The organism is Comamonas sp. BIGb0124 (assembly GCF_003752175.1).
Classification (GTDB): Bacteria; Pseudomonadota; Gammaproteobacteria; order Burkholderiales; family Burkholderiaceae_C; genus Comamonas_F.
Map to the genome: position 1 here is coordinate 186851 of NZ_RJVF01000012.1, position 14263 is coordinate 201113.

Annotated in this window: 14 protein-coding genes; 6 read left to right on the top strand and 8 right to left on the bottom strand. The window is 66.5% G+C overall.

The window, feature by feature from the left end:
- The first annotated feature begins 28 nt into the window (after window positions 1-28).
- The 4 genes from EC845_RS15340 to EC845_RS15355 all read left to right on the top strand — a co-directional run bounded on the left by EC845_RS15340 (window position 29) and on the right by EC845_RS15355 (window position 4884).
- A complete protein-coding gene (locus tag EC845_RS15340) occupies window positions 29-1351 on the top strand; it encodes an ABC transporter substrate-binding protein (protein WP_123298999.1) in 1323 nt (440 codons plus the stop codon).
- A gap of 108 nt (window positions 1352-1459) precedes the next feature.
- Window positions 1460-2314 carry an ABC transporter ATP-binding protein gene (locus EC845_RS15345; RefSeq protein ID WP_123299000.1) on the top strand — a complete coding sequence of 285 codons (855 nt, stop codon included), beginning with the start codon at window positions 1460-1462 and terminating at the stop codon, window positions 2312-2314.
- Window positions 2315-2363: 49 nt separating this feature from the next.
- On the top strand, window positions 2364-3653 hold the full coding sequence (locus EC845_RS15350; RefSeq protein WP_123299001.1) for a phenylacetate--CoA ligase family protein: 1290 nt from the start codon (window positions 2364-2366) through the stop codon (window positions 3651-3653).
- Between the two features lie 256 nt (window positions 3654-3909).
- Window positions 3910-4884: a tripartite tricarboxylate transporter substrate-binding protein gene (locus tag EC845_RS15355; protein WP_123299002.1), complete on the top strand. Its 975-nt coding sequence runs from the start codon at window positions 3910-3912 to the stop codon at window positions 4882-4884.
- A 98-nt stretch (window positions 4885-4982) separates the two neighbouring features.
- Here EC845_RS15355 and EC845_RS15360 read toward each other — a convergent pair whose 3' ends face one another.
- The 5 genes from EC845_RS15360 to purE all read right to left on the bottom strand — a co-directional run bounded on the left by EC845_RS15360 (window position 4983) and on the right by purE (window position 9646).
- A complete protein-coding gene (locus EC845_RS15360; protein WP_123299003.1) occupies window positions 4983-5318 on the bottom strand; it encodes a DUF1840 domain-containing protein in 336 nt (111 codons plus the stop codon).
- 116 nt (window positions 5319-5434) lie between these two features.
- A complete protein-coding gene (locus EC845_RS15365; protein ID WP_123299198.1) occupies window positions 5435-6694 on the bottom strand; it encodes a class I SAM-dependent methyltransferase in 1260 nt (419 codons plus the stop codon).
- Between the two features lie 282 nt (window positions 6695-6976).
- Window positions 6977-7975: an L-threonylcarbamoyladenylate synthase gene (locus EC845_RS15370; RefSeq protein ID WP_123299004.1), complete on the bottom strand. Its 999-nt coding sequence runs from the start codon at window positions 7973-7975 to the stop codon at window positions 6977-6979.
- A 13-nt stretch (window positions 7976-7988) separates the two neighbouring features.
- Window positions 7989-9155 (bottom strand): 5-(carboxyamino)imidazole ribonucleotide synthase, encoded by a 1167-nt coding sequence (locus EC845_RS15375; RefSeq protein ID WP_123299005.1) that lies wholly within the window; start codon window positions 9153-9155, stop codon window positions 7989-7991.
- Window positions 9152-9646, bottom strand: a complete 495-nt coding sequence (purE, locus tag EC845_RS15380; RefSeq protein WP_123299006.1) for a 5-(carboxyamino)imidazole ribonucleotide mutase — start codon at window positions 9644-9646, stop codon at window positions 9152-9154. Before purE ends, EC845_RS15375 begins: the two co-directional genes overlap by 4 nt.
- A gap of 129 nt (window positions 9647-9775) precedes the next feature.
- Between purE and EC845_RS15385 the strand changes: the two genes are divergently transcribed.
- Entirely contained in the window at window positions 9776-10696 is a 921-nt protein-coding gene (locus EC845_RS15385; RefSeq protein ID WP_123299007.1) for a tetratricopeptide repeat protein, read from the top strand.
- Window positions 10697-10768: 72 nt separating this feature from the next.
- On the opposite strand, the gene EC845_RS22660 is transcribed toward EC845_RS15385, so the two are convergent.
- From EC845_RS22660 to murJ, 3 genes are all read right to left on the bottom strand, one after another.
- Window positions 10769-11281, bottom strand: coding sequence for an RcnB family protein (locus EC845_RS22660; RefSeq protein WP_233598104.1), 513 nt, complete (start codon window positions 11279-11281; stop codon window positions 10769-10771).
- Window positions 11282-11389: 108 nt separating this feature from the next.
- Window positions 11390-12241 carry a SirB1 family protein gene (locus EC845_RS15395; protein ID WP_123299008.1) on the bottom strand — a complete coding sequence of 284 codons (852 nt, stop codon included), beginning with the start codon at window positions 12239-12241 and terminating at the stop codon, window positions 11390-11392.
- Window positions 12242-12272: 31 nt separating this feature from the next.
- On the bottom strand, window positions 12273-13838 hold the full coding sequence (gene murJ / locus EC845_RS15400; protein WP_123299009.1) for a murein biosynthesis integral membrane protein MurJ: 1566 nt from the start codon (window positions 13836-13838) through the stop codon (window positions 12273-12275).
- Window positions 13839-13946: 108 nt separating this feature from the next.
- Between murJ and rpsT the strand changes: the two genes are divergently transcribed.
- Entirely contained in the window at window positions 13947-14252 is a 306-nt protein-coding gene (gene rpsT, locus EC845_RS15405; RefSeq protein ID WP_123299010.1) for a 30S ribosomal protein S20, read from the top strand.
- The last annotated feature ends 11 nt before the right edge of the window (window positions 14253-14263 follow it).

The following is a 14263-nucleotide window of genomic DNA, read 5'->3' on the forward strand; positions in this document are numbered from 1 at the left end:
TTGCCATAACAAGTACCAGGAGACCACCATGTTCAACAGGCTACGTGACTTCACGCTGGCGGCGTCTTGCGCCGCAGCAGCTCTGGCATCGGCCCTCGTGCCGGCGGCCGCCCAGGCCCAGGAACAGTTCGTGCCCTTGCTCGTCTACCGCACCGGACAGTTCGCCCCGCTGGGCGTGCCCTGGGCCGACGGCAAGCAGGATTACCTCAAGCTGGTCAACTCGCGCGACGGCGGCGTCAACGGCGTCAAGCTCGCCTACGAGGAATGCGAAACGGCATACGACACGGCGCGCGGCGTGGAATGCTACGAGCGGCTCAAGACACGGGGCGGCGGCGCCTCGGGCTTCGACTCGCAGTCGACCGGCATCACCTTCGCGGTCAGCGAAAAGGCCCCGGGCGACAAGATGCCCATCATCACGCCCGGCTACGGCCTGTCGCAATCGGCCGACGGCTCGGTCTTCGAATGGAACTTCCCGCTGCTGGGCACCTACTGGACCGCTGCGGACGTCATGATCCAGGACATCCTCAAAAAGGAAAAAGGCTCGCTCAAGGACAAGAAGATCGCACTGGTCTATCACGACTCGCCCTATGGCAAGGAGCCGATCGCCCTGCTGCAGAAACGCGCGGAACAGGACGGCTTCGCCCTCACCTTGCTGCCGGTGACGGCCCCCGGCGTCGAACAGAAATCGACCTGGCTGCAGGTCCGCCAACTGCGACCCGATTACGTGCTGCTGTGGAGCGCAGGGGTGATGACCCCCACCGCCATCCGCGAGGCGCAGGCGACCGGTTACCCGCGCGAGAAGATCTATGCGATCTGGTGGGCCGGATCGGACCATGACGTCAAGGACATCGGTGCGGGCGCCAAGGGCTACAACACCATCACCATCCACGACACCGCCTCGCAAGACCGCGTGCACGACGATCTGCGCCGGCTGGTCTACGACAAGAACCAGGGCACCGCCAGCGACAAGTCCGAGGTGGGCTCCATCGCCCATACCCGCGGCATGGTGATCTCCATGCTGCAGGTCGAGGCCATCCGCACCGCGCAAGAAAAGTTCGGCAAGGGCAAGCCCGTGACGCCCGAGCAGGTGCGCTGGGGCCTGGAAAACCTCAACCTGACCCAGGCACGCCTGGACGAACTGGGCTTCGGCAAGATCCTGCGCCCCGTCAAGACCTCGTGCAGCAACCACATCGGTGCCGACTGGGCCCGCATCGCGCAGTGGAACGGCTCGAAGTGGGACGTGGTGTCCGACTGGTACCAGGCCGACGCCAAAGTGGTCGGCCCGCTGGTCAAGACCTATGCCGAGCGGTACGCCAAGGAAAAGGGCATCACGCCGCGCAGCTGCAACTGATCCCCGGCAGCCGGCGATGCAGGGATCCGTCGACCCCTGCATCGCCCGCACCTCCCCGCGAACCGGGAGGCGCATTCCCCGCCCATCGACACCCGGAGACACCACCAGATGGACCAGCACACCGACAGTACCGGCCGCACCGAGAGCACCGGCGCGGCGGCCCCCGCGGCCTTGCTCCAGGTCAACAGCATCGAAGTCATCTACAACCACATCATCCTGGTGCTCAAGGGCGTGTCGCTGACCCTGCCCCAGGGTGCCATCGTGGCGCTGCTGGGGGGCAACGGTGCGGGCAAGACCACCACGCTGCGCGCCATCTCCAACCTGCTCCAGGGCGAACGCGGCGCAGTCACCAAGGGCAGCATCACGCTGCGCGGCGAGCGCATCGACAACCTCTCGCCGGCCGATCTCGTGCACCGCGGCGTGGTCCAGGTCATGGAGGGCCGCCATTGCTTTGCCCACCTGACCATCGAGGAAAACCTGCTGACAGGCTCCTATACCCGGCGCGACAAAGGCGAGATCGCCGCCAATCTCGACAAGGTCTACACCTACTTTCCGCGGCTCAAGACACGGCGTGCCAGCCAGGCCGCCTACACCTCCGGCGGCGAACAGCAGATGTGCGCGATCGGCCGCGCGCTCATGGCCAACCCCTCGGTGGTGCTGCTCGACGAGCCCTCGATGGGACTGGCGCCGCAGATCGTCGAAGAGGTCTTCGAGATCGTCAAGGACCTCAACGTCAAGGAGAGCGTGAGTTTCCTCCTTGCCGAGCAGAACACCGGCATGGCCCTGCGTTATGCCGACTACGGCTACATCATGGAATCGGGCCGCGTGGTCATGGACGGTGCGGCGCAGGCGCTGGCCAGCAACGAGGACGTCAAGGAGTTCTACCTCGGCATGGGCGGATCCCAGCGCAAGTCCTTCCGCGAGACCAAGTCGTACAAGCGCCGCAAGCGTTGGCTCGCCTGATCGGCAAGGCCCCGACACGAACGCCCTCTTCTCCACCCAGGCACGTCCCATGACCTCAACGTCCTTTCCTGATCCGCGCGAAACCCGTGGCAGCGCCGAGCGCGAAGCCGATCTCATGGAACGCCTGTCCCGCCAGGTCACTCACGCGCTGCAGCACAGTCCGGCTTACCAGGCCGCTTACGCCCACCTGTCCATCGGGCCGGACGGCGTGGCCAGCCGCGCGGCGCTCGCCGGCCTGCCGGTGATCCGCAAGCACGAGCTGCTGGCCCTGCAACAGCAGGCACGGCAGGCCCGGCCGGTCAGCGACGACCCACGCCTGCGCGTCTTCGGCGGCTTCGCCACCCAGGGCTGGGGGGCGGCCATGCCGCGGGCCTTCGCCAGTCCCGGCCCCATCTACGAGCCCGACAGTCTGGCAGCCGACCACTGGCGCATGGCCCGCGCCATGCACGCGGCCGGCTTCCGCCAGGGCGAACTGGTGCACAACAGCTTTTCGTACCACCTCGTGCCGGCCGGCGCCATGATGGAGTCGGGCGCACGCGCGCTGGGCTGTACCGTTTTTCCAGGGGGCACCGGGCAGACCGAACAGCAGTTGCAGGCCATGCTCGACCTGCGTCCGTCCGCCTACGTCGGCACGCCGAGCTTTCTGCGTATCCTGCTCGAAAAAGCCGAGGACAACGCCACCGCCCTGCCCTGGCTGCGCACCGCGCTGGTCTCGGGCGAAGCCTGCCCGCCTTCGCTGCAGGCCTGGTTCGCCGAGCGCGGCATCGCGGCCTACCAGTGCTACGCCTCGGCCGATCTGGGTCTCATCGCCTACGAAACATCGGCCCGCCAGGGGCTCGTGGTCGACGAGGACGTGCTGGTCGAGATCGTGCGTCCCGGCACCGGCGAGCCGGTTCCCGAAGGCGAGGTCGGCGAAGTCGTGGTCACCAACTTCAATGCCGATCACCCCCTGCTGCGTTTCGGCACGGGCGATCTCTCGGCCGTGCTGCCCGGCCCCTGCCCGAGCGGGCGCAGCAACACCCGGCTCAAAGGCTGGATGGGACGTGCCGACCAGACCACCAAAGTGCGCGGCATGTTCATCCATCCCGGCCAGGTCGCCGAGGTCGCCCGCCGGCTGCCCGGACAGCCTCGTGTGCGCCTGGTCGTGCGCGGTGAACGGGCAGACGACCAGCTCGTGCTGCAGATCGCCCACCCAGGCCCGTTGAACGAGGAACTGGCCGCACAGTGCCTGCAATGCGTGCGCGACGTCACCAAGCTGCGCGCCGACATCGAGCCGGTACCGCCCGGTCAGTGGGCCAACGACGGCAAGGTCATCGTCGACGAACGCAGCTACCAGTAGCCGTCGCCGGCACCGGATGGCGAACGCCAACCGGGCGAGCCGACGCTGCGCAGGACCGATGGCAAGAGACCGGTGCCGAAGTTCCAAATACGGGCCGACCGCATGGAACTTGCACCACGCTGACAAGCTAGCGGCGAAACCCGGATTTCCTTTTGGTGTTTACCTCTATTTCACATGATGGTTTCGCACCGTAGGATCGCCTACCGGTCTGTAATCTGGACCGGTTTCCACAGAGACCGAGCAAGAGGAGATGATCATGAAACGCCTATCCATTGCCCTGCTGGCCGCCGCCGGCATGACTGCCGCGCTGGCACAAGGCTTCCCAACCAAACCGATCACCTTCGTGGTCCCCTTCTCTGCCGGCGGTCCCACCGACCGCGTTGCACGCGATCTGGCCGAAGCCATGCGCAAGCAGCTCAATGACGTCACCATCGTCATCGACAACGCGGCAGGCGCCGGCAGCTCCATCGGCACGGCCAAGGTCGCGCGCGCTCCGGCCGACGGCTACACGCTGCTGCTCACGCACATCGGCATGTCCACCATGCCCGCGCTCTACAAGAGCCTGCCCTTCAAGGTCGAAAGCGATTTCGACTACCTGGGGCTGGTCAACGACGTGCCCATGACGCTCATCGCCCGTCCCTCGCTCGAAGCCAACAACTACGCCGAGCTCTCCAAGTGGATCACGGCCAACAAGGGCAAGATCAACCTGGGCAATGCAGGACTGGGTTCGGCCTCGCAACTGTGCGGACTGCTGCTCGACAGCGCGATCAAGGCCGACATGACACCCGTGCCCTACAAGGGCACCGCGCCGGCCATCAGCGACCTGATCGGCGGCCAGATCGACCTGCTGTGCGACCAGACCACCAACACCTCGGGTCAGATCGAGGCCAAGAAGGTCAAGGCCTACGCCGTCACCACGGCACAGCGTCTCAAGACTCCGTTGCTCAAGGATCTGCCGACGCTGCAGGAGTCCGGCCTCAAGGGCTTCGAAGTGACCATCTGGCACGGCCTGTACGGTCCCAAGGGCCTGCCCGCCGATGTCGCCACCAAGATCAACACGGCCCTCAAGTCCGCACTGAAGGATCCTGATTTCATCAAGAAACAGGAAGGCCTGGGCGCCGTCGTGGTCACCGACAACCGCCAGGAGCCGACGGCCCACAAGGCCTTCGTGGCGGCCGAAATCGCCAAGTGGACGCCCATCATCAAGGCAGCCGGCGTTTCTGCCGATTAAAATCTCCCCTTGCAAAAGCAAAGGCCTCGAAAAGAGGCCTTGCCCATTCAGCCGCCCTTCGAGGCGGCTTTTTTTTGCCTGGCTGAGGAACTCTGTACTCAGATGCCCCACATCACGCGTTCACCCGCGCCTGCGCTCTCTTCGAGCATGTGGATGAAAGGCACGGCACGCTGGCGCAGCGACACCAGCTGATCGTTGAGTGCCTCGGCTTCCTTGGTCGGGTGTTTGCTCACCGCATCGCCCTTGTGCTGCTGGATCACGAGGTTTTCGGCGGCGATCGCCTGCTGCAGCGCGCTGATGGCGGCAGGCACCTCTTCGGGCGAGATGACGCCCTGGGGGCCGGCTGCCTTGCCGATGATCTTCAGCACCTGCTTGGCAGGCACTTCGAGCATGGTCAGATCGGCAGTCGCTTTGGATTTGAAGGTGTACAGCATGGCGTTCTCCTGTGGTTGTTGTCGTTCTCACCGACTCTAGGCCGGTCAGCTTAGATCATTCTGAAGACGCCAGACCGGCACACCCTCGCAGACGCGCCTACATCGGCCGTCGGACATCAGCCATAGATGTAGTCCCGGGTGAAGGGATAAACCGACTGCGCGCCCCGCATCTCGCCGTGCGACATGTCGTGGTCCGGCCGGATGGCCAGCACCTGATGCAGGCTGATCCAGCCCTGCTCGAAGGCCAGCGCACAGCCCGACAGATAGAGGCGGTAGGCACGCAGAACCCGCTCGGCCCGATCGCCCGCCGTCTTGCGCAGCACGCCCAGTGCATCGCCCAGCTGGCTTTCGAGCGCATCGGACCATGCCCACAGGGTCTTGGCGTAATGCGGCCGAAGATTCTCGACATCGACAGCTTCGAGCTCGCTGCCGGCCAGGTACTCCATCACGTGACTGACATGCAGCAGCTCGCCGCCCGGAAAGATGTACTTCTCGATGAACTCGCCCATGCCCGCGCCCAATTGCGCGTTGCGTGTGCCGCCTGCCGTGATGCCATGGTTCAGGATGAGACCGCCCGGCTTGAGCAAGCGGTAGAGCTTGCGGAAATACGCGCTCATGTTGGCCCGCCCCACATGCTCGAACATGCCGATCGACGAGATCTTGTCGTAGGCCTGGCCTTCGTCGAGTTCACGGTAATCGCGCAACTCCATGCGCACGCGCCCGCCCAAGCCCTTCTCCTCGATGAGCCGGTTCACGTGGGCATGCTGGTTGCGCGACAGCGTGATGCCCGTCGCATCCACCCCGTAGTGCTCGGCCGCCCACAGCAGCATGCCGCCCCAGCCCGCGCCGACGTCGAGAAAACGCTCGCCCGGCTGCAGCCGCAGCTTGCGGCAGATGTGATCGAGCTTGGCTTCCTGCGCCTGCGCCAGCTCCATGTCCGGGTCGCGGTAGTAGGCACATGAATACACCCGGCGCGGGTCCAGCCACAGGCCATAGAAATCGTCGGAGACGTCGTAATGGAACTGGATCTGCGCTGCGTCGCGTTCAAGCGTGTGATGGGTGACCGATCGAGCCTTGCGCCAGACTTCCGTCCACCAGGTATGGGTGGCGCCGGCCGGATTCGAGCCGATCAGGTGCGAAGCGGCGATCATGAGATCGTGCAGATCGCCCTCGATGTCGACCAGCCCCTCGACATAGTCCTGTCCCAGCAATCCGATCTGGCCGGCCGCCAGATTGGCCAGGCTGGACCAGTTCTTCAGCCGGACGTGGACTTGCGCCGGCTCGGAGCCGACGCGCTGCCCGTTCGGCAACTCCAACATGACGGCCACCGGCAACTGGGCCAGCCGCGCCTCCATCTGTCGAGTGAGGGGTTCCATGGTCATGGTGCTGCATCTTAGTCAATGAACACTGCACGTCAAGCAAGTTGACGTGGCCATGCGAGCACACGATGAAACACCAGCCGGGCGTCGCCGAAGCACGGCAAAACGTGCGGCAGCGGCATTCGCTGGCTGGTGCATCCGCCGCGAATCGCCGGGCTATTGTGGCCTGTGCGATGGAACCCGAACAGGACACGTCAAGAAACTGCGCACGCCGCTAGACTTTTGCCGGGGTGACATGCGCCGGGCAACGATCCGGATTAGGCAGAACCGCGCGACCGGTCACGCCGCTGCGCGTTGCAGCCGGTCTCGTACGCCATCCCATTCGGCATCGGCGGGCGGACGTTCGATCCAGATTTCCGGCACACCCGTGGCGTCGAGCGCACGCAGCACCGCAAACAGATCATGCGCCGCATCGGCGGCCGATCGGGGCATGGCAAGCTGCTGCACGACCGTGCCCGGCGCCACCCGGCAAGGCGTTCGGGCATAGACCGCAGGCGCAGGCCGATCGGGAGTCAGCGCGTCGAGCGCAGCCTGAAGTTGCGGCGCCTCCATCAGCACCACCTTGGCCTGCGGCGCGTAGTGCGATGCCAGCGTGCCCGACGCACGCGGTGCGGCAGCCTCTGCCAGCCCCGGATCGCCCGGCCCGCGCAGCCGCTCGCCGGCTGCGGCCTCGAGCGCGGCCGCCGGCAGCAGGCCCGGACGCAGCAGCACCGGCACGCCCCGTGTGCAGTCGATGATGGTCGACTCGATGCCGACCTCGCACGGCCCGCCGTCGATCACCAGCAGTTCGGGCCCCAGTTCGTCCGCGACGTGCGCGGCCGTGGTCGGGCTGACCCGGCCAAAGCGGTTGGCACTGGGTGCGGCCACGCCGTGCACGCCACGGGCCCAGGCCGCCTGCAGAATCGCCTGCGCGACCGGATGCGAGGGGCAGCGCAGGCCGATCGAATCCTGGCCGCCGGCCGCCGCCGCAGCCCGGTCGGGCCGCCGCGGCAGAATCAGCGTCAGCGGTCCCGGCCAGAACGCGTCGATGAGGCGTGCGGCGAAATCCGGCACATCGTGCGCAAACTCGCCGACACGGTCGGCTCCGGTCACGTGGACGATGAGCGGATGATCGGCCGGGCGGTTCTTGGCCGCGTACACGCCGGCCACCGCCGCATCGCTGGCCGCATCCGCACCCAGTCCGTAGACGGTTTCGGTCGGCAGGCCGATCAGCTCGCCGCGCGCCAGCGCTTCGGCCGCCTGGGCAATCGCCCCGGCATCGTCGCCACGAAGGATCACGACACCTCTCCCGTCAGAACGAATCGATGCCCAGGATGGCAGCAGCCTTCAGCGCCACCTCGCGCACGCCGGCGGCGTCGGCTCCGGTGATGTTCAGGTGGCCCATCTTGCGGCCGGCCCGCGCTTCGGTCTTGCCGTAGAGGTGCAGATGCGTGCCCGGCAGGGCCAGCACGGCCGGCCAGTCGGGCTCGAGCGGGATTTCGCCATCCGACCGCCAGATGTCGCCCAGCAGGTTCAGCATCAGCGCGGCGCTGTGCTGGCGCGGCTGCACCAGCGGCAGGCGGGCCAGCGTACGGACCTGCAGTTCGAACTGCGACACGTCGCAGGCATCCTGGCTGTAATGGCCGCTGTTGTGCGGGCGTGGCGCCATCTCGTTGACGACCAGGCTGCCGTCGGCCAGCACAAAGAACTCGACGCACAGCACGCCGACATACTCCACGCCCTCGGCGATCGATTTCGCCGCGGCCACGGCCTGCTGCGCCACCGCTTCGGACACATTGCCCGGATGCACTTCGGTCACCGCCAGGATGCCCTCGCGGTGCAGGTTGCGCTGCACGGGCAGGTTGACGATCTGGCCGTCCTGGCCCCGCGCCACCACCACCGAGCATTCGGCGGCCAGCGGCAGCATCTTCTCGAGCACGCACGGCACCTGCTTGAGTTCATTCCAGGCCTGGGCCAGGGCTTCGCGGGTCGCGACCCGGACCTGGCCCTTGCCGTCGTATCCCAGGCGCGCCGTCTTCAGGATGCCCGGCAGCAGGTCGTCCTGCACGGCCGCCAGATGGTCGGGCGTCTCGATCACCGCATGCGGCGCACAAGGCACGCCGCAGCGCACGAAATGGGCTTTCTCGAGCGCCCGGTCCTGGGCGATCGCCACGGCCTCGGCGGCCGGGCTCACCGGCTTGCTGCGCGAGAGGGCCTGCAGCGTGGGGGCCGGCACGTTTTCGAATTCGGTGGTCACGGCCGCGCACAGCCGGGCCATGTCGGCCAGCGCATGCTCGTCGTCGTAGGCAGCCCGGATGTGGTGATGGGCCACCAGGCCGGCCGGACTGCTCTGGTCGGGCTCGAGCACCACCGTCACATAACCCATGCGCTGGGCTTCGTGCACGAACATGCGGCCCAGTTGGCCGCCGCCGAGCACACCCAGCGTCGCGCCGGGCAGGATGGGAGCGCTGCCGCTCATGGCTTGGGCGGCAGCGTCATGGCGCGGGCCGATTCGGTTTGTTTTTCGCGGAACGCCTGCAGTTGCGCACGCAGATTCTCATCGTGATTGGCCAGCAGCGCGACGGCAAACAGCGCCGCATTGGCGGCACCGGCCGCACCGATGGCGAACGTGGCCACGGGCACGCCCTTGGGCATCTGCACGATGGAATGCAGGGAGTCGACGCCCTGAAGGTGACGGCTGGCCACCGGCACGCCAAGCACCGGCACCACCGTCTTGGCGGCGATCATGCCCGGCAGGTGCGCCGCGCCACCGGCGCCAGCGATAATGGCCTGCAAGCCGCGCGACACGGCCTGCTCGGCATAACGGAACATGTCGTCCGGCATGCGATGGGCCGAAACCACCTGTGCCTCGTGGGCGATGCCGAATTGCTGAAGGATCTGGACGGCGTGCTGCATGGTGTCCCAGTCGCTGCTGGAACCCATGACGACGCCAATTTTGGGGCTGTTCATATTGGAATTTTAAAGCGAACCCTCAATTATCCCCCGTACGCCATGTGTTCGCCGTGTGTTTTGTGCACCAGGTCTCATCCGCCTTGAAGCCCGGCCGCCCCCCATCCCCCGTTTTCCCGCAGGACCGACATGATTGATATCACCCTCGACAACTTCCAGGCCGAACTCATCGAAGCCTCCACCCAGACGCCTGTTCTGCTCGACATCTGGGCCGAATGGTGCGGCCCGTGCAAACAACTGGGCCCGGTCCTCGAGCAACTCGAGACCGAATACGCCGGCCGTTTTGTCCTGGCCAAGCTCGACGCCGACAAGGTCCCGCAGATTTCGCAGCAACTCAGCCAGATGTTCGGTGTGCGCAGCATCCCGTTCTGCGTGATGTTCAAGGACGGCCAGCCCGTCGACGGTTTCGTCGGCGCTCTGCCGGCCGCCCAGATTCGCGAGTTCCTCGACAAGCACGTGCCCACGGCTGACGAAACCGAAGCGGTTCAGGAAGAGCTGGCCGCCCACGAGGCCCTGGCCGAAGGCGACACGCCGAGTGCGCTCGAGTCCCTGCAACAGGCCGTCGCCACGGATCCCGCCAACGACACCGCCCGCTTCGACTACCTCAAGCTGCTGCTGCAACTGGGCCGCGACGACGACGCCAAGGTGGCCTTTGCGCCGGTGCTGCCCAAGGTGATCGTCGATCGCCGTTTCCAGGCTATCCAGCATTGGATTGATGCCAGCGACTACGCCAGCAACACCACCGGCCAGGCCCTGTCGGCCGAAGCCCTGCAGGCCCGCATTGCGGCCAACAAACGCGACTTCGAAGCGCGCTTTGCGCTGGCCCAGACGCTGATCGCCGGCCAGCAGTGGACAGCCGCCATGGACGAATTGCTGGAGATTCTCATGCGGGACCGCACCTGGAACGACGAGATCGCCCGCAAGACCTATGTCTCGGTGCTCGAACTCATCGAACCGCCGCCGGTCAAGGTCGCCGAAGGCCAGATTCCCCCGCAGGACCCCACCGTGGCGACCTACCGCCGCCGCCTCAGCTCGGTCATCCTGAGCTGAGCGCACCGGCCACGCCGGCCGTGCCGCCCTTTGCGGTGGACACGCCCCCGAAAGCCTGGCGGCGGCCGGGCTTCAATCGAGAATGATGGAGGCGATGATGCCGGTGGCGATGGCCACCAGCGCATAGTCTGCACCGACCCGCACCCAGTGGTAACCACGGGGCGGCGGCGACAGCCGGGGATAACGGCGCCATTCATCGACCACGTAGTATTGCTGCCGATAGCCGCGTGGCATGGGCCGGCCCGCATGAAACCAGGGCCGGGCACCCGGATAACCGTAGTGCACCACCGGCGGCGGCGCGTAGCGCGGTGGCGGAGGCGGCACGTAGCGGTACTGCGGCGGCGGGCCGCCCCGGTAGGCCGGGTTGTACCCCTGGTGCCGCGGTGCGCCGTAACCCGGTGGCGCCCGATGGCCATAACCGGGCGGCTCGCGGTGACCATAGCCGGGGCCTTGGCCTTGGCCTTGGCCTGGACCGTGGCCGCGCGGACCGCCACGGTCTTGACCGAAATCACGGGCCTGGGCCGCTGCAGCACCGGCCAGACAAGCCGCCGACAGCGCGGCGGCCATCCATAAACGAGCTTTCATCAGACACTCCAACGGTTGAATCGGTCAGGGTTGGAGAGTGACAGGGCCTGCCCGGTTCCGGAAATTACACGTTGGAACAACTCGGCGCATCAGGCGGGCGCCGCGCGTTCAGTTGATGCGGCGCAGCGACTGCAGCCGGATCGCCACCGATTCGGCATCGTCGGCATGGGGCTCGTGCACCAGATAACGTTCGAGATCGGCCAGCGCCAGCCTGTGATGGCCCAGCTCTGCGCGCGCCAGACCGCGGTCCCGCCAGCTCGCCCAATGTTCGGGCTGCAGGATGACCATGCGGTCGAGCACCGCCACCAGCCGTGTCCAGTCGTTCTGCTGCTGATGGATTTCCTTGAGGTTGCCCAGCATGCGGGTCAGGATGTCGCGCGGTGCGGCACTGCGCAGAAACAGCGCCAGCGGCAGCTCGGAATCCGCCTGGCCCACACGCCCCCGGTTCTGGAAGGGCTGCAGACGTTCGGCGAGCTCTTCCCGGCTCAGCGATTGCCCGGTGAACGGGTCGATCACCACCTGCCCCTTGGCCAGTGCCACCTTGACCATGAAATGCCCGGGAAACGACACCCCCGTGGCCGGCAGGCCCAGTCCCTGGGCCAGCTCCATCCAGACCAGGGCCAGCGTGATCGGGATGCCCCGGCGCGTGCGCAGCACCACATGGATATAGCTGTTGTCGGGGTCGTAGTAGTTGTTGACGTTACCGCCGAAACTGAGCTCGCGGAAAAAGAAGTGGTTGAGCAGGCGCAACCGCTGTACCGGCGTGGCATCGGGGGCCAGCCGGCGCTTGAGGCGCGCCAGCAACTGGTCGATGTCGCCCAGCACCTGCTGGATGTCGAGCTCGGGGTATTCGTCCTGCGCAATCGAGACCGCGGCCTCGAGCAGGGGCATGTCATCGTCGCTGTGCACCAGCGCGGCGAAGTACTCCAATGCCGATGGAGCCGAGAAATTCAGGTTCATGGGCTATCCTCGCATGGCCATCGGCCTCTCGTCATTTCCTGAACAATTGACGCAGCTTGACGCCGGTGATCATCAGCAGGGCAAAGTAGGCTGCCGCTGCCCCTGCCAGTATCGCCGCCATCAGGCCGATACGCGACCCGGGCTGCGCCCGCATCGCGATCCAGTCTACCGCGCCCGCGGCCCACAGCAGCCCGGCGGCCAGCACCAGGCTGGCTCCGCCGACCTGCAGCAGAAAACGCCACCAGCCCGGGCGCGGACGGTACATGCCGCGCCGCACCAGCCCCACCAGCAAGGCCATGGCATTGAGCATGGCACCCAGCCCGATGGACAAGGCCAGCCCGGCGTGACCCAGGCGCGGCACCAGCACCACGTTGAGCAATTGCGTGATCACCAGCACGCCCACCGCGATGCGCACCGGTGTGCGGATATCCTGGTTGGCATAGAAACCCGGCGCCAGCACCTTGATGGCCACCAGGCCCAGCAGGCCCGCACCGTAGCCGGCCAGCGCATGCGCGACCTGACTCACATCCGAGTCCCTGAATGCGCCGTAGTGATAGAGCACCGAGACCAGCGGCTCGGCAAAAGCCAGCAACCCCACGGCGCAGGGCACCGCCAGCAGCACGACCAGTCGCAGGCCCCAGTCCAGCATGCCCGAATACTGTTCGTCGTCGCCGCTGGCCCGCGCGGCCGAAAGTTGTGGCATCAGCACCACGCCCAGCGCCACGCCCAGCAGCGCCGTCGGGAACTCCATCAGCCGGTCTGCGTACGACAGCCAACTCACGCTGCCCGCCCCCAGGTAGGAAGCGATCTGCGTGTTGATGATGAGGGACAGCTGCGCCACGCTCACGCCCAGCAACGCGGGCCCCATGAGCGTGACGATGCGGCGCGTGGCCTCGTCGCGCCAGGCCGACCGGAAACCGCGCCAGCTCACGCTCAGCCGGGGCAGCAGCCCCAGGCGGCGCAAGGCGGGCACCTGCACGCCGAGCTGAAGCAAGCCGCCCAGCATCACGCCCACCGCCATGGCGTAGATGGGCTCGATGCCCACGCGGGCAAAAGCCGGCGCGCCGAACCAGGCCGCCGCGATCATGCACACGTTCAGCAGCACCGGCGTGGCGGCAGGCACCACGAAATGCCGCCAGGTGTTGAGCACCGCTGCGGCCAGCGCCACCAGCGACATGCAGGCGATGTAGGGGAACATGAGGCGCGTCATCAGCACCGCGGCGTCGTAGCCCTCGGGCGACTGCCGCAGGCCGCTGGCCAGCACCCAGACCATCAGCGGCGAAGCCAGCACCCCCACCAGGCTCACCAGCACCAGGACCCAGGCCAGCACCGTGGCCACCTGGTCGATCAGGTGGCGGGTCTGCGCCTCGGTGTTGCGGGCCTTGCTGGCCGCCAGCACCGGCACGAAGGCCTGGCTGAACGCGCCTTCGGCAAACAGGCGCCGAAACAGGTTGGGAATGCGGAACGCGACATTGAAGGCGTCGGTCAGCGCACTGGCGCCAAAGGCCGAAGCCATGAGCAGCTCCCGCGCCAGCCCCGTGATACGGGAAACCAGGGTCAGGAGCGAGACGGTGGAAGCGGATTTGAAGAGACTCACAACCCGCAGTGTAGCCATGCCGGGCGGGCTTGCTGGCCTTCGCGGTCGGTCGGTGTTAGAATGCCGGGTTCTGCTGACATCATCCTCAAACCCTCAAGGATTACGAACATGGCAACCAAGCCCAAGAAAAAGAACCCCCGTCTGGCGTCCGGCCGCAAACGCGCACGCCAGAACGTCGCCCTGAACGCAGCCAACACGTCGCTGCGCTCGAAGTACCGCACCGTCGTCAAGAACGTCGAAAAGGCCGTTGTGGCCGGCGACAAGACCAAGGCTGCAGAACTGTTCGCCAAGGCACAAAGCGTCATTGACAGCATCGCTGACAAGGGCATCTTCCACAAGAACAAGGCCGCTCGCGACAAGAGCCGCCTGGCCTCCAAGGTCAAGACTCTGGCACTGGCTCCCGCAGCCGCCTGAGCCTAAAAACA